Source organism: Gordonia sp. SL306 (assembly GCF_026625785.1).
Taxonomy (GTDB): Bacteria; Actinomycetota; Actinomycetes; order Mycobacteriales; family Mycobacteriaceae; genus Gordonia.
Genome location: NZ_CP113063.1, coordinates 2,406,292 through 2,420,892 on the forward strand (window position 1 = coordinate 2,406,292; position 14,601 = coordinate 2,420,892).

Below are 14,601 nucleotides of genomic sequence, written 5' to 3' on the forward strand. Positions count from 1 at the left end.
CAGTCAGCCCCGTCCCGTCGGCCGGAGCACGATCTCCTCGGGATGTGCGTCGGCCGGCGTGGCGATCGCATGGACGATGGCGTTCGCGACCGTCGAGGTCTTGAGGAACTTCGACGGGTCGTACTCGTTGCCCTCGATGGCCGTGAGGTCGCGCTGCATGTCGGTGTCGATTCGACCGGGGAAGACCGAGGTCACCCGCAGTGTGGGCTCTTCGGCGCGGAGTGCGTCGGCCAGCGCCCGCAATCCGAATTTGCTGGCCGCGTACGGCGCCCAGCCCGGATTGGCGCGGCGGCCGGCACCGGAGTTGACGAACACCACGTGGCCGCCGGCCTCCCGCAGCGCGGGCAGCAGCAGCCGGGTCAATTCGGCGGCGGCCACCAGGTTCACCTCCAGAACGTGCTGCCATTCCTCGACCGGCGTATCGGCGACAGTTTCCAGGGAACTGCCGACGCCGGCATTATGGACCAGGACGTCGAGGTCATTGATCGCCTCGGTGGCCGCCTCGACCTCGTCGTAGTCGGTGAGTTCCACGGGGAACGTGCTCGCGCCCTCAAGCTCGGTCGCGAGCGAGTCGAGTTCGGGTGAGGGGCGTCCTCCGAGCAGGAGGTCATGGGTGGGGGAGAGCCGGCGGGCGATCTCGGCGCCGAGGCCGCGGCTCGCCCCGGTGATCAGAGCGGTGGGCACGGGTTCGAGGTTACGGGGTCCGCCGGGCGCCGACGGCGCTTCCCCTCGATGCGCGGCAACGCGGCGCGCAGTGCAGAATCGACCCGTGGCCCGGTATGGATTCACCCCGACTCAGTTGTCTGCGCGTGCCGCCTATCTGCTCCGCGGCAACGACCTGGGCACCATGACGAGCGCCGCGCCCAAGCTGTACCCGCACATGTGGAGCTGGGATGCCGCATTCGTGACCGTCGGTCTGGCGCCGTTGTCGGTCGAGCGTGCCGTGATCGAGATGGACACCCTGCTGTCTGCGCAGTGGGAGAACGGGATGATCCCGCACATCGTGTTCGCCAACGGGCGCGACGGCTACTTCCCGGGGCCCGCACGCTGGGAGTGCGCACGGCTCGCCGCGTGCGCGCCGGACTATCCGGACACCTCCGGTATCACCCAGCCGCCAGTGCATGCCATTGCCGTGCAACGCATCCTGGACCACTCGCGTCGCCACGGCCGCACCACGCGGTCGGTCGCAAACGAATTCATCGATCGGCGATGGGGTTCGCTGGTGCGGTGGCATCGGTGGCTCGCCCACGCCCGTGATCCCAACGGCCGCGGTCGCATCACCCTCTTCCACGGCTGGGAGTCGGGGATGGACAACTCGCCACGCTGGGACCGTCCCTACGCGAATGTGGTTCCCGGCGAGGATCTCCCGCCGTACACCCGGGCCGACCTGGAGCACGTGGCGGATCTGTCCATGCGTCCGAGCAACAACGAGTACGACCGGTACATCTGGCTGGTCGAGCAGATGAAGCGGGCCAACTACGACGACGACATCCTGCCCAAGGTGATGAGCTTCGCGGTGGAGGACGTGTTTGTCAGCGCGATCTTCGCGGTGGCCTGCGACGTGCTCGCGACGATCGGTGAGGATTATTCGAAGCCCCGGTCCGACGTCCGTGACCTGCGCGCCTGGGCGGATCGGTTCCGTGCCGGCGTGGTGGCGGCCGCCAACGAACGAAACGGTGCGGCAAGCGATTTCGATCTGCGCGCCGGCGCCTGGATCAACACCGAGACGATCGCGGTGTTCGCGCCGCTCATCTGCGGCGGATTGTCGCGGGAGCGTGAGCGGGCATTGCTCCGACTGTTCGACGGTCCGCGGTTCTGCGGTCATCCGGATCTGCGCTACGCGGTGCCGCCGTCGACGTCGCCGATCTCGATGGATTTCAAACCCCGCGAGTACTGGCGCGGCCCGGTGTGGCCGGTGATGACGTGGCTGTTCAGCTGGGCGTTCGCGCGTCGTGGGTGGACCGAGCGGTCGGCGCGCCTGCGAGAGGAAGGGCTCCGCCAGGCCACCGATGGCGCATTCGCGGAATACTACGAACCTTTCACCGGCGAACCGCTGGGCAGCATGCAGCAGAGCTGGACCGCGGCGGCGGTGCTGGATTGGCTGGACTGACACACCGCGTGGGCGGCGGGCCCGGCAAAAGCGCCCCAGAAATCCGCCCCCATCAGGGCCGCGGTTGACGCATTGTTTGTCGAGCACGTCTGGAGGGTGCCTTTCTGGGGTGCTTTTCGGGCGGACGCGCTTCCGGTTGACGGGCCGACACACAGTCCGGTTGGCCGAACCCGGAATCAGCCGCACTCGATCAGGCCGGCTCGACCTCGTACTGCCGCCGCCATTGGGTCGGGGTCTGGCCGAACCGCTGACGAAACCAGCGCGAGAAGTTGCCGGGGGACGAGAACCCGAGCAGTTCGGCGATCTCGATGAGGGCGTGGCGCCGATTGCCGACCATGTGCTTGGCGAGCTCGACCCGGATTGAGTCGAGGACAGAGGAAAAGGTCTCACCTTCGGCGGCGAGTCGTCGGTGGACGGTCCGGCGGTCGACCCCGAGACTGCGTGCGACCTGGTCGACCGAACAGCGACCGGTCGGTAGGAGGAGCTCGATCAGCTCGCGGACCCGGTACTCCGTTCGCGGATCGGCCGAGCCACCGGTGTCGTCGAGAAAATCCTGGGTGTAGCGGCGGAGCTCTGGATCCGACATGACGTTGCGAGTGTCGAGATCCTTTGTGTACAGCGAGATCCCGTTCGAGTCCTGCCCGAACCGGACGACGGTTCCGAAGAACTGGTTGTGTGTCCGGGCATCGTCCGGCGGCGGATGAGTGAACGTGACCCCGACCGGGTGCCAGTCCGGCGAGATGAATCCCTGGAGAAGTTGGTGCAGAACGGCGACGGCGAGCTCGACGGATTGCCGGAACTCCCCGGAAACACCGACGTCGAGGGTGATACGGAGGGTCGCGATGCCGCCGACCTCCGACAGTCGCGTCCGGAGGGCTTCGTTGTACATGTGTTGATGACGGATCAACACCCCGAGAGCGCTCCGCACGTCGGGCTCCTCACGGATGACCAGGCTCAACGGGCCCAGGTTGGCGAGGCGGCGATAGTGCGCAAGCGCGAGCCCGAAATCCTCCCGGCCCGACGCGGCGGCGGATCGCTCGAGTAGGTCGGCGATCGCCTCGGCGGGTACCCAACGGTCCTGGAGGCTGAGGCTCGCAGGGTCGAGTCCGACGTCACGGACGAGCTGGGCGGGATCGAGCCCCAGCGAGTGGCCGAGCTCGACGAAGTTGTTGAGTGCGGCGTAGCGGGCGAGCGGTTTCACAACGCCGAGTCTATGTCCCCGATTGCACAATCACACGTCCCGTAGAGAAAAGATTCCGGGCTGCGATCCTCGTAGTGTTGGGTCCATCACATCAGATGGTCGACATACATGGCGATCACATTCACAGGCCTGCCGTGATGACTCTCATGAGCGATCCCGGGCCGAAAAGAAGGAGGACAACATGGCGCAAGCTGTGCGATTCGACGAGATCGGCGGACCGGAGGTGCTGCGCTGGGAGACTGTCGAGGTCGGGGCGCCGGGGCCGGGTGAGGTCCGGATCAATCACGAGGCCGTGGGCCTGAACTTCGCCGACACCTACTTTCGTACCGGGCTGTACCCGGCGCCGCTCCCGGCCGGGATGGGCGTGGAGGCCGCCGGCATCGTGCAAGAGGTGGGGCCGGGCGTGACGTCGGTTTCCGAGGGCGATCGGGTGACCTACACCGGTAGCCCGCTCGGCGCCTACAGCACCGAACGCGTGATGCCCGTCGAGCATCTGATCCCGTTGCCCGACGCAGTGGGATTCGACACCGCCGCCGCCATGACCATGCGCGGCCTCACCACCGCGTACCTGCTGCGCCGGATCTGGCCGCTGGCCTCCGGCGACACCGTGTTGTTGCACGCGGCCGCCGGCGGGGTCGGTCTCATCTTCAGTCAGTGGGCAAAGCTGTTGGGCCTGAGGGTGATCGGCAGCGTATCGACCGACGAGAAGGCTGAGGTGGCGCGGAACCACGGCTGCGACGAGGTCATCGTCTACAAGCGGGAAGACATCGCATCCCGCGTCCGTGAGCTGACCGATGGCGCAGGCGTTCCCGTCGTTTTCGACAGCATCGGTGCCACCACGTTCGAGTCCTCACTCAAATCGGTCGCCCGCCGCGGACTACTCGTCTGCTTCGGCACCGCGTCGGGGCCGATCCCGCCCATCGATGCGATGCAACTGGCCGTCAACGGTTCGGTGTTCGTCACCCGGCCCGCACTCGCGGACTACATCGCCGACCCCGCAGAGCGCGCCGACCTCGCCTCCGAGCTGTTCTCGATGGTCGCTGCCGGTCACATCACGATCGACATCAATCAGCGCTACGAGCTCGCCGACGCAGCGGCTGCGCACCGGGACCTCGAGTCCGGCCGCAGTGTCGGGTCTTCGGTCTTCTCCCTCTGAACCACCCGAACCACTTCGCCTGTCAGAAAGGACGAATCATGACCACCGCCACCCGACCGTCGAGCGCGACGGCATTTCGGGTCGAACCGCTCACCTGCTCCATCGGAGCCGAGGTGTCCGACATCGACCTCGGGGAGGTCGCCCGCGACGAGGCGCAATTCGACCGCCTCCGGTCGCTGCTGATCGACCACAAGGTGCTCTTCTTCCGCGATCAGGACATCACCCGCGCCGAGCACGTCGCACTCGCCGAGAGGTTCGGTCCCCTCGAGGACCATCCCGTCGTCGGCAGTGATCCCGACCATCCCGGACTGGTCCAGATCTATAAGGACATCGACAGTCCGCCAGAGCATTTCGAGAACGCCTTCCACTGTGACGCCACCTGGCGCGACAACCCGCCCTTCGGCTCGGTCCTGCGCTGTGTCGAGGGACCGGCGGTCGGCGGTGACACGATCTGGGTCAACATGGCCGAGGCATACCGCCGTCTGCCGGAGACCGTGAAGGTCCAGATCGCCGGGCTCCGTGCCCGGCACAGCATCGAGGCGACCTTCGGCGCACGGATGCCGATGGACCAGCGGCACGCGCTGCACTCCCGGTTCCCGGACGCGGAACACCCTGTCGTACGCACTCATCCGGAGACCGGCGAGAAGATCCTGTTCGTCAACTCGTTCACGACGCACCTGGTCAACTACCACACGGCCGACAACGTCCGCTTCGGCAGCGACTATGCCCCTGGCGCAGGCAATCTGCTGCAGTACCTGACGAGTCAGGCCGCGATACCGGAGTACCAGGTCCGCTGGCGCTGGACCGAGAACAGCATCGCCATCTGGGACAACCGGTGCACCCAGCACTATGCGGTCCAGGACTACTGGCCTGCCATTCGGAAGATGGAACGCGCCGGGATCGTCGGCGACCGCCCCTTCTGATCCACCGACACCCCATAACCGGAAACCCAGCATCACCCGACACCCCTGAACTACAACGAATCAACCAGGAGACAGCCATGCATTTCCACGACGACGCCCTCTTCCCCGAGACCCAGGAGAAGCTGGTCATCACCGCCGCTCCCTATGGCCCCGAATGGGAACTCGACGATTTCCGCGAAGACCTCCCGCTGACCATGGAGGAGCACATCCAGAAGGGCGTGGACTGCTACGAGGCCGGCGCCACCGTACTGCACATCCATGTGCGTGAGCTCGACGGCAAGGGCAGCAAGCGGATGTCGAAGTTCAACGAACTGCTCGCCGGACTGCGGGAAGCAGTGCCGGACATGATCTTGCAGGTCGGTGGATCGATCTCGTTCGCACCGGAAGGCGACGGCGCCGACGCCAAATGGCTCTCCGACGACACCCGCCACATGCTCGCCGAGCTCGACCCGGCCCCCGACCAGGTGACCATCGCCATCAACACCAGCCAGATGAACATCATGGAGCTGATGACCACCGACGACATCGCCGGTACCTCACTGGAGCGCCCGGAACTCTCCGCGACCTACCGGGAGATGACAGTGCCCGCCGGACCGGAATGGGTCGAAGAGCACCTCCGTCGCCTGCAGGCCGCCGGCATCCAGCCGCACTTCCAGCTCTCGAGCATCCCCCAGCTGGAGACCGTCGAGCGCCTCATCCGCCGCGGCGTCTACACGGGCCCACTGAACCTCACCTGGGTCGGCATCGGTGGCGGCTTCGACGGGCCCAATCCGTACAACATCATGAACTTCATCCAGCGGGTCCCCGATGGAGCGTGCCTGACGCTGGAAACCCTGATGCGGTCTGTACTCCCGGTCAACGCGATGGCGATCGCGATGGGCCTGCACAGTCGCTGCGGCAACGAGGACACCATCTGGGGCGGCATCGGCGAGAAGTACACGTCGGTGGAACAGATCCAGCAGCTGGTCCGCATCGCAGGCGAACTGGGCCGGGAAGTGGCCGGCGGCAAGGAAGCCCGCGAGATCTATCGGATCGGCGACACCTACCGGGATGCCGACGAAACCCTCGCCAGGCTCGGCTACGCACCCAATCGCCGTCCCGGACAGGTCGGCTTCACCCATCACGGATTCCCCCAACACGGCTGATCAGCCGTCTCAGACACCCAGTCCCCCAGGAGCACCCCCATGGCGACATCCACCTCCGTCGCGGAACGCGTCAGCGACGACGGCAGTCCCGCCCGCCCATTCACACGATCACGGAAGTACCCGTGGATCGTCTTCGCGCTCGCGTTCGGTCTGCTCCTCTCGGATTACATGTCCCGGCAGGTACTCAGCGCGATCTTCCCCCTCCTCAAAGCGGAATGGTCGCTGGCGGATTCGCAACTCGCCTCGTTGACCAGCATCGTGGCCCTGATGGTCGGTCTGCTGACCCTCCCGCTGTCGCTGCTGGCCGATCGGTGGGGGCGGGTGCGGAGCCTGATCGTGATGGCGGTGCTGTGGTCGGTGGCCACCCTGCTCTGTGCGGTGGCGACGAACTACGAGCAGATGCTCGGTGCCCGATTCCTTGTCGGGGTCGGTGAGGCCGCATACGGGAGCGTCGGTATCGCCCTGGTGCTCAGTGTTTTTGCGCCGCGTCTGCATGCCACACTGAGCGGTTCGTTCATGGCTGGCGGGTCCTTCGGCTCGGTGCTCGGTGTCGCCCTGGGGGGTGCGATCGCCGTTCACCTGGGCTGGCGCTGGTCATTCGCAGCGATGGCGGTCCTCGGTTTGCTTCTGGTGGCGCTGTTCCGTGCACTGGTCACCGAGAACAAACTGGAGCAGCATGCCGTCGACGAACCAGCGGGGGCGACCACCCCACAGTCCCGCCGATTCCGTGCACCGGTGTCGAGCCTGTTCACCAACCCCGCAGTGCTGTGCGCCTACATCGGTGGGGGACTGCAGATGTTCACCGCTGCCATCCTGCTGGCCTGGATGCCCAGCTTCTTCAACCGCTACTACGACCTCGCCCCGGACAAGGCAGGCGTCGCGGCCGCCGTCATCATCGTCCTCATCGGCAGCGGCATGGTGGTCTGCGGGATCGTCACCGATCGACTCGGCCGCAACGACATCACCCGCAAATGGCAGGCTGCCATCGGCTTCTGCAGCATCTCCCTGGTCTGCCTGACGATCGGATTCAGCATGGGGAACGGCACCGCGCAGCTGGTGTTCCTCGGCATCGGCGCGTTCTTCTCGGCCGGCTCGTCGGGACCCACGGCCGCCATGGTCGCGAACCTGACGCATTCGTCGGTGCGGGCCTCGGCAATGGGCACACTGACCGTCGCCAACAACCTGCTCGGTCTGGCACTGGGACCGTTCGTCATCGGCATTCTCGCCGATCACCTGGGATTGCGCGAGGCGCTGCAGATCGCGCCCATCGTGTACATCCTCGCGATCGTCGCGTTGCTCGCCGGACGGCGGCTGCATCCGCTGGGGCTGCGCAAGCTCGCGGCCATCGGCACCACCGCATCGCCGCAGGCCGCCTGATGTCCCACCACGAGAAACCCACCAGCCAGGAGCAATTCATGAACCTCGAGACCTCGCCCACCGTGGTCATCGTCCCCGGCCTGCGAGACTTCGTGTCCGACCATTGGCAGACGCACCTCGCTGCCGACCTCGGCGATGCGCGGACCGTGGCCGCGCTCGAACGCAACAAGCTCAGTCGCCGGGATCGGGTCGCCGCCCTCGACGACGTCATCCGGCAGATCGACGGACCGATCGTGCTGGTGGCGCACAGTGCGGGCGTGATGACCACTGTTCACTGGGCACAACACACCATGCGTCCCGTGCAGGGTGCGTTGCTCGTGACCCCGGCCGACCTGGAACTCCCACTGCCGGAAGGCTATCCGACGACACACGACCTCGAGAAAGGTGGCTGGCTCCCGGTTCCGCGCCGGCGGCTGCCCTTCCCGAGCATCGTCGCGGCGAGTCGCAACGACGCACTCGGCGGATACCGCCGTGTGAGCGGCATGGCCGAGGCATGGGGCAGCCGGCTGGTCGACCTCGGCGACGTGGGTCACGCCAACCCGGCCTCGGGACATGGCCGGTGGCCGAGGGCGTCCGAACTCCTCGACGAGTTGATCGCGCACAGCACCGTCGACGCCCATGTCTGACGCGCAGAGGCCGTCGGCGGGCGGGCCGGCGATGACCGAGATCTGCGCAACGGCAGCCGAGGCGGTCGCCGACATCACCACCGGCGCATCACTGGCCGTGGGGGGATTCGGACTGACCGGCATCCCCGATCAACTGATCGCCGCAGTGGCAGCCGGCGGCGCCACCGACCTCGAAGTGTTCTCGAACAACTGCGGCATCGACGGCCTCGGCTTGGGAATGCTGCTGGACAGCAGGCAGATCCGCCGGGTCACCGCGTCCTATGTGGGTGGCAACAAGGAGTTCGCCCGCCAGTATCTCGCCGGCGAACTGGAGGTGGAGCTGATCCCGCAGGGCACCCTGGCGGAGAAGATGCGCGCCGGGGGTGCCGGTATCCCCGCGTTCTTCACCCCGGCCGGTGTGGGGACGCCGATCTCCGACGGTGGGTTGCCGTGGCGCTATCACGGCGACGGCACGGTGGCGATTGCCTCACCACCCAAGGAAGTACGCGAGTTCGGTGCGGCATGGGCGGGGAAGCGGTATGTCCTCGAGGAATCCATCACCGCCGACTTCTCGCTGGTGCACGCGGCGCGTGGTGACACCGACGGAAATCTGGTGTTCACCAAGGCGGCGATGAACTTCAATCCGTCGGCGGCGACCGCCGGGCGGATCTGCATCGCGCAGGTCGAGGAACTCGTACCGGCCGGTGAACTCGATCCCGACTGCGTGCACCTACCCGGGATCTTCGTCCACCGGATCGTGCACACCGGCCCGCAGGACAAGAAGATCGAGAGACGCACCGTGCGCTCTGCGGAGGAGGCAGTTCGATGACCGTGCCGGACATCGTTCGGGTCGTCGGCCGGTCGCGGACCGAGATGGCTGCCCGCGCCGCGCAGGAGCTGACCGCGGGCAGCTACGTCAATCTCGGTATCGGGCTCCCGACGTTGATCCCGAATCACCTCACCCCCGAGCAGAAGCTCACGTTGCACAGCGAGAACGGGATCCTGGGCACCGGACCGTACCCGATCGAGGACGAGGTCGATGCCGACCTGATCAACGCCGGGAAGGAGACCGTGACGGTGAACCCGGGCGCGTCCTTCTTCGACTCGGCCGCCAGCTTCGGCATGATCCGCGGCGGGCACGTGGATGTCGCGGTACTCGGTGGCATGCAGGTCTCGGAGTCCGGGGATCTGGCGAACTGGATGGTGCCGGGCGCGATGGTCAAGGGCATGGGCGGCGCAATGGATCTGGTGCACGGAGCCCGCACGGTCATCGTTCTGATGGAACACACCGACAAGCAGGGCTTCCCGAAGATCGTGCAGCGCTGCACCCTGCCGTTGACCGGGCAGTCCGTGGTCGACCGCATCATCACCGACCTCGCGGTCATCGATGTGACCGGCCGCGGGCTGGTGCTGCGCGAATGTGCGCCCGGTGTCAGCCCCGAGCACGTCCGGGCCGCGACAGATGCTCCCCTCGACGATGGGACGGGAAGGTGACCGCCGTGGCCCGTGACGACGACCGGGCGGGAATCGCCGAGCGGATGAAGGCCGATGGCACGTGGAACGAGCTGTGGAACGGGTTGGACGACCTCGACCCGGCGTGGACCGAGGAGTATCTGTCCTCGGTCATGGCGCCCTACGAGAGTGGTGTGCTGTCACCCCAGGTCGTCCAACTGCTCTGCATTGCCGTCGACGCTTCGTGCACCCACTTGTACGCACCTGGGCTCCGACGGCACATCCGATCCGCGCTCGACCTCGGCGTGACGAGGTCGGAGATCCTCGAGGTGCTGAAACTCTCCACGACGGTGGGGATTCATTCGATCAACCTCGGCCTGCCGATCCTGTTGGAAGAGAGCGCGAGGTCGCCCGCACCGCCGACGTCGAACAGCTGACCGGAACGAGAACCGATGAGGCTCAGTACTCCTCGGCACCCACCAGTGCGGCGTCCTCGGCGACGTCATGCGACTCGGCCCTCGCCGACCGGACGAGCGAGACCGCGCACACCGCGATGGCGCAGTAGCCGACGGCGAACCAGAACGGAGCCGACGGGGCGAACCACTCGGCGAGGTAGGCGACCATCACCGCGGACGCAGCACCACCCATCCAGCGCAGGAAGCTGTAGCCGGCACTCGCGACCGACCGCGGCTTGTTCGGATCGGCCGACGACATCGCGACACCGGTGAACAGGGTGTTGAGGATGCCCGATGGCAGCCCCGACAGCACGATCGCGAACCCGGTCAGCCACACCTGACCGGTGACCACACCCAGTCCGGCGAGTGCCATGGTGATGCCGTAGCCGCCGATCGCGACGATGACGCCGCCCTTCTGCCCCAGTGCATCGGCGATCCGCGGCGCCACGAAGACACCCGAGACCGCGGTCAGCAGACCCCAGCCGAAGAACACCATGCCGGCCGGGATCGGGGAGAGTCCCATCGCCAGCGGCGCGTAGGCGATGACGGTGAACAGCGCACCGGTGTAGAAGGCCGAGCCGATCGAGGTGAGCAACAGGGTGCGGTTGCGCAGGGCCTTGATCGGGTCGGCGATGCTGACGGCGACGCGGTCGCCGCGTGGCCCGTCCTTGGGCAGCATCAGCGCACAGAGCACGGCACCGACGAGCATCAGCAGCGCGGTACCACCGAACGGTCCGCGCCACGTCCACGTACCCAACAGCGCGCCGACGAGCGGTCCGACGGCCAGGCCGACGCCCAGCGCGGCCTCGTACAGCAGGATCGCACCGTGCTGGCCGCCGCGGGCGGCGCCGACGATGAAGGCCAGCGCCGTCGCCATGAACAGCGCGTTGCCCAGACCCCACAACACGCGAAGCGCGATGAGCTGGTCGATGTTGCCCGCGAAGGTGGAGACACCCGCGGCGACCACGATCAGGGCCAGACCGACGGTCAGCGTGCGCTTGGGTCCGAACCGATACGCCGCCCAACCGGTGATCAGCATCGCCACCACCTGCACGCCGAGGTAGACGGCGAACAGCAGGGTCAGCTTCGACGGCGGGGCATTGAGCTCCTCGCGGATCGTGTTGAGGATCGGATCGACCAGGCCGATGCCCATGAAGGCGATGACGGCGGCGAAGGCGGTCACCCAGACCGCGCGCGGTTGCTGCCGGAAGGTCTCCAGCAGGGATGTTTCGTGGTGTTCGTCGGACTGCGCTGTCGGCGCAGACCTGTCCTCGATGACTGTCATGCTTTCCTCGGATTCTTCATTCGTTCGATGCGGTCTCGCTGTGCGCGGGGACGGCATCGAGTTGCTCGCGGAGTGCCTGCAGCGCGGGGGCCGCAGCGGCGAGGGCCGCGCGGTCGGCGTCGCTGAGCTCGGAGAGCGCCGCGGTCAGGATGCTGTCCCGCCGGCCCCGGACCCCTTCGAGCACGGACCGGCCGTGGTCGGTGAGCCCGACGAGGACCGCGCGGCGGTCGTCCGGATCGGGGCGACGTTCGGCGAGGCCGTTCTTGGTGAGCCCGTCGATCAGTGCGGTCGCAGTCGGCATGCGGATGGACTCGCGTTCGGCGAGCTCACCCATCCGCATCGGACCGTTGTCGAGGAGGACCGCCAGGGCCGACGCCTGGGCGGCGGAGTATTCGGCGATCGGCGTCCGCCTGCGTAACGCCAGGTAGAGCCTGGTCAGGATGGGGCGCAGGGCGACAGCCAGGTCGGAGACCTCGAAATCAGACACATTCGCAAGCCTAATACTTAGGGTTACGAAATAAAAGGATGGCTAGTGTGAACTGCATGACAGGGTCGTCGAAGAAGTTCTCGGATCTCCCAGCACGATCACGCGCCATGATCATCGTCGGCGCGATGATCGCGTTCGTACTCCAGGGTGCGGCTCTGCGCGATCTCAAACGCCGCCCGTCGGCGCAGGTCAAGGGACCCAAGCCGCTGTGGGTCGGCCTGAGTTTCGTCAACTACCTCGGTCCGATCGCCTACTTCGCGGTCGGACGGAAGGGTACCGAGAAGTAGGGGCTCTCAGACCCCGATCGGCGAACCGCCGTCGCGCCAGACGGCCACAACTGCCGGTCGCGGCTGGCTTGTGCCGCCGTCCGGCCAGTGTGATGCCGGGTTGTCCGCGGAGTGGTCGTCGAGCTCGCCCGGGTGCTGCACACACACGATCACGCGGTCGCGGTCGATGATCGGACCGCACGTCTCGGCGCCCATCGGCACGGTCAGGAACTGCTTCGTCTCACCCCGGTGCTCGCCGTCCAGCGCGACGGCGAAGAGGCCGTCGTTGCTGTCGAGCGCGTTGCCGTCGGTGGAGATCCACAGGTTGCCGTGCGGGTCGAAGGCGACGTTGTCGGGACACGAGATGGGACTGACCTTTGCCTTGTCGAACCCGCCGTAGTAGGTGTCGGCCTCCGCGGGATCGCCGCAGACCAGCAGTAGGTCCCAGGTGAAGTCGGTACCGGTGTGGTTGTCGGTGATCTCGATGATCTGACCGTTCTTGTTCTCGTTGCGCGGATTGGCACTGTCGGCGGCGGCCTTTCCGTCGGTGCCGCGCTTGTCGTTGTTGGTCAGCGCACAGTAGACCTTGCCGGTGCGCGGATGCGGCTCGATGTCCTCGGGGCGATCCATCTTGGTGGCGCCTGCCTTGTCGGCAGCGGTGCGGGTGAAAACCGCCACCTCGGCCGGGTTCATGCCGTCGACGTGGGAGCGGGCGGTTCCGTCGGCACCGACGGTCAGGAGCGCGTGCCATTCGCCGCGACCCGCGAATGATCCGCTGGGCGGGAGCTTTCCGGTGCCGTCGATCGCGTCCGGCTCATTGCCGGTGAACGACGCCACATACAGCGTCCCCTCGTCGAGGATGCCGAGGTTGTGGGTGCGTGCCGTCGACGACAGGCCGGTCTTCATCCGGCGGCTCGACACGAACTTGTAGATGTACTCGAATCGTTCGTCGTCGCCGCTGTAGGCCACCACGGTTCCCGTGTCGGGACCCGACGACACGACGTGGATGGTCGCCGACTCGTGCTTGAGTCGTCCGAGTGCGCTGTGCTTGACCGGAGTCGACGCCGGGTCGTGCGGATCGACCTCGACGACGTAGCCGAATCGATTGGCCTCGTTGGGTTCCCGGGCCAGGTCGAACCGCTGGTCGAACCTTCCCCACTGGTGGTAGTCGGCGTCGTCTTCGAAGCTGTACCGATCGAGTCGGTCCTTGGTGGCCGCGTCGGTGACTGCGCTCGCGTTGCCGAAATAGTTGTTGTAGTTCTCCTCGCCGGAGAGCATGGTGCCCCACGGGGTGAGCCCACCGGAGCAGTTGGCGATCGTGCCCAGCACGGTGGTGCCTGCGGGATCTGCGGAGGTCTTCACGAACTCGCTGCCTGCCGCGGGGCCGGTCAGGCGGATCGGGGTGGTCGCGGTGATGCGACGGTTTCGTTGTCCGACAACCGGAGTCAGGGCGCCTGTGCCAGGTGCTGCGGCCACCTCGACGACGGTGATCCCATGCGCTGCCATCGAGATCAGTGCCTGTTGCTCGGTGGGTTCCTTCGGCTGGTACCCGGTGAACATGAACTCTTCGGTCGTGTACTCCTGATTGCACACCAGGTAGTGGTGGTTGGGCACACCGTCGACGGGGATGAGTCCGGCGAAGTCGTTGTTGTAGCCGAACTGCTTCGCCTGTGCCTCGGGGGTCTGGTTCGCGAAGTCGAACTCGGGCGCACCGGGGATCACCGGATCGCCCCACCGGATCACCGTCTGTTGCCGGTAGCCGCGGGGAATCACCAGGGCGTCTTCGGTATTGGGGGAGACCGGCTCGAAGTTCATCCCCGCAGGCGCAGTGCCGTCGACTGCGGACGACGAACCGGCCGTGTCGGAGTCCTCCGAACCGCAGGCGGCGAGCAGCGACGTCGCCCCGAGCGCGACCGCGGCGCCCGCCGACGAGCGGAGAACGGCGCGCCGGGACGCACTGGTCCGCAGCACATCCCGGAAATATGGGTTGTCGCTGGTGTTCCCGGGTTGATGCCGGCAGGCTTCGCCGCATTTGTATCGGCAGGTCACGTGCGCACGGGCCGACCGGCCGACATCCTCTCCGGACGACGTGAACAGCTGCAACGGAATACGCACGTGAACCCTCCCCGGGGACGCTCC

Annotated in this window: 15 protein-coding genes; 10 read left to right on the forward strand and 5 right to left on the reverse strand. The window is 66.8% G+C overall.

The genetic code is table 11. From position 1 onward, the window contains the following. Nucleotides 1-3: 3 nt before the first annotated feature. Nucleotides 4-684 (reverse strand): SDR family oxidoreductase, encoded by a 681-nt coding sequence (locus tag OVA31_RS11005; RefSeq protein ID WP_267631121.1) that lies wholly within the window; start codon nt 682-684, stop codon nt 4-6. A gap of 85 nt (nt 685-769) precedes the next feature. Between OVA31_RS11005 and ggh the strand changes: the two genes are divergently transcribed. After that, nucleotides 770-2,110, forward strand: coding sequence for a glucosylglycerate hydrolase (ggh, locus tag OVA31_RS11010; RefSeq protein WP_267631122.1), 1,341 nt, complete (start codon nt 770-772; stop codon nt 2,108-2,110). A gap of 190 nt (nt 2,111-2,300) precedes the next feature. Here ggh and OVA31_RS11015 read toward each other — a convergent pair whose 3' ends face one another. Beyond that, nucleotides 2,301-3,311, reverse strand: a complete 1,011-nt coding sequence (locus OVA31_RS11015; RefSeq protein ID WP_267631123.1) for an AraC family transcriptional regulator — start codon at nt 3,309-3,311, stop codon at nt 2,301-2,303. Nucleotides 3,312-3,492: 181 nt separating this feature from the next. Between OVA31_RS11015 and OVA31_RS11020 the strand changes: the two genes are divergently transcribed. From OVA31_RS11020 to OVA31_RS11055, 8 genes are all read left to right on the forward strand, one after another. Beyond that, nucleotides 3,493-4,467, forward strand: a complete 975-nt coding sequence (locus tag OVA31_RS11020; protein ID WP_267631124.1) for a quinone oxidoreductase family protein — start codon at nt 3,493-3,495, stop codon at nt 4,465-4,467. 38 nt (nt 4,468-4,505) lie between these two features. Next, the gene (locus OVA31_RS11025) at nt 4,506-5,390 is read left to right on the forward strand and encodes a TauD/TfdA dioxygenase family protein (RefSeq protein WP_267631125.1); all 885 of its coding nucleotides are present in this window, start codon (nt 4,506-4,508) and stop codon (nt 5,388-5,390) included. A 77-nt stretch (nt 5,391-5,467) separates the two neighbouring features. Beyond that, nucleotides 5,468-6,535 carry a 3-keto-5-aminohexanoate cleavage protein gene (locus OVA31_RS11030; protein WP_267631126.1) on the forward strand — a complete coding sequence of 356 codons (1,068 nt, stop codon included), beginning with the start codon at nt 5,468-5,470 and terminating at the stop codon, nt 6,533-6,535. Between the two features lie 39 nt (nt 6,536-6,574). Beyond that, complete coding sequence (locus tag OVA31_RS11035; RefSeq protein WP_267631127.1) at nt 6,575-7,912, forward strand: MFS transporter; 1,338 nt, start codon at nt 6,575-6,577, stop codon at nt 7,910-7,912. Between the two features lie 38 nt (nt 7,913-7,950). Further along, complete coding sequence (locus OVA31_RS11040; protein ID WP_267631128.1) at nt 7,951-8,538, forward strand: RBBP9/YdeN family alpha/beta hydrolase; 588 nt, start codon at nt 7,951-7,953, stop codon at nt 8,536-8,538. 31 nt (nt 8,539-8,569) lie between these two features. Then, nucleotides 8,570-9,346, forward strand: a complete 777-nt coding sequence (locus OVA31_RS11045) for a CoA transferase subunit A (protein ID WP_267631482.1) — start codon at nt 8,570-8,572, stop codon at nt 9,344-9,346. Next, nucleotides 9,343-10,011, forward strand: a complete 669-nt coding sequence (locus OVA31_RS11050; protein WP_267631129.1) for a 3-oxoacid CoA-transferase subunit B — start codon at nt 9,343-9,345, stop codon at nt 10,009-10,011. Before OVA31_RS11045 ends, OVA31_RS11050 begins: the two co-directional genes overlap by 4 nt. A 44-nt stretch (nt 10,012-10,055) precedes the next feature. Then, a complete protein-coding gene (locus OVA31_RS11055; protein ID WP_420714208.1) occupies nt 10,056-10,406 on the forward strand; it encodes a carboxymuconolactone decarboxylase family protein in 351 nt (116 codons plus the stop codon). Between the two features lie 22 nt (nt 10,407-10,428). Here OVA31_RS11055 and OVA31_RS11060 read toward each other — a convergent pair whose 3' ends face one another. Beyond that, complete coding sequence (locus OVA31_RS11060) at nt 10,429-11,709, reverse strand: MFS transporter (protein WP_267631131.1); 1,281 nt, start codon at nt 11,707-11,709, stop codon at nt 10,429-10,431. A 16-nt stretch (nt 11,710-11,725) separates the two neighbouring features. After that, on the reverse strand, nt 11,726-12,196 hold the full coding sequence (locus OVA31_RS11065) for a MarR family winged helix-turn-helix transcriptional regulator (protein ID WP_267631132.1): 471 nt from the start codon (nt 12,194-12,196) through the stop codon (nt 11,726-11,728). Nucleotides 12,197-12,252: 56 nt separating this feature from the next. On the opposite strand from OVA31_RS11065, the gene OVA31_RS11070 reads away from it, so the two are divergent. After that, nucleotides 12,253-12,483: a PLDc N-terminal domain-containing protein gene (locus tag OVA31_RS11070; protein ID WP_267631133.1), complete on the forward strand. Its 231-nt coding sequence runs from the start codon at nt 12,253-12,255 to the stop codon at nt 12,481-12,483. A 6-nt stretch (nt 12,484-12,489) separates the two neighbouring features. Here the strand turns inward: OVA31_RS11070 and OVA31_RS11075 are convergent, their stop codons facing one another. Next, nucleotides 12,490-14,577, reverse strand: a complete 2,088-nt coding sequence (locus OVA31_RS11075; RefSeq protein ID WP_267631134.1) for a PhoX family protein — start codon at nt 14,575-14,577, stop codon at nt 12,490-12,492. Nucleotides 14,578-14,601: the final 24 nt, after the last annotated feature.

Bases quoted from the DNA above. Each gene is read 5' to 3' on its own strand.
- OVA31_RS11035 (WP_267631127.1), top strand. From the start codon at position 6,575: ATGGCGACATCCACCTCCGTCGCGGAACGCGTCAGCGACGACGGCAGT.
- OVA31_RS11040 (WP_267631128.1), top strand. From the start codon at position 7,951: ATGAACCTCGAGACCTCGCCCACCGTGGTCATCGTCCCCGGCCTGCGA.
- OVA31_RS11070 (WP_267631133.1), top strand. From the start codon at position 12,253: ATGACAGGGTCGTCGAAGAAGTTCTCGGATCTCCCAGCACGATCACGC.
- OVA31_RS11030 (WP_267631126.1), top strand. From the start codon at position 5,468: ATGCATTTCCACGACGACGCCCTCTTCCCCGAGACCCAGGAGAAGCTG.
- OVA31_RS11025 (WP_267631125.1), top strand. From the start codon at position 4,506: ATGACCACCGCCACCCGACCGTCGAGCGCGACGGCATTTCGGGTCGAA.
- OVA31_RS11060 (WP_267631131.1), bottom strand. From the start codon at position 11,709: ATGACAGTCATCGAGGACAGGTCTGCGCCGACAGCGCAGTCCGACGAA.
- OVA31_RS11055 (WP_420714208.1), top strand. From the start codon at position 10,056: ATGAAGGCCGATGGCACGTGGAACGAGCTGTGGAACGGGTTGGACGAC.
- OVA31_RS11045 (WP_267631482.1), top strand. From the start codon at position 8,570: ATGACCGAGATCTGCGCAACGGCAGCCGAGGCGGTCGCCGACATCACC.
- OVA31_RS11050 (WP_267631129.1), top strand. From the start codon at position 9,343: ATGACCGTGCCGGACATCGTTCGGGTCGTCGGCCGGTCGCGGACCGAG.
- OVA31_RS11020 (WP_267631124.1), top strand. From the start codon at position 3,493: ATGGCGCAAGCTGTGCGATTCGACGAGATCGGCGGACCGGAGGTGCTG.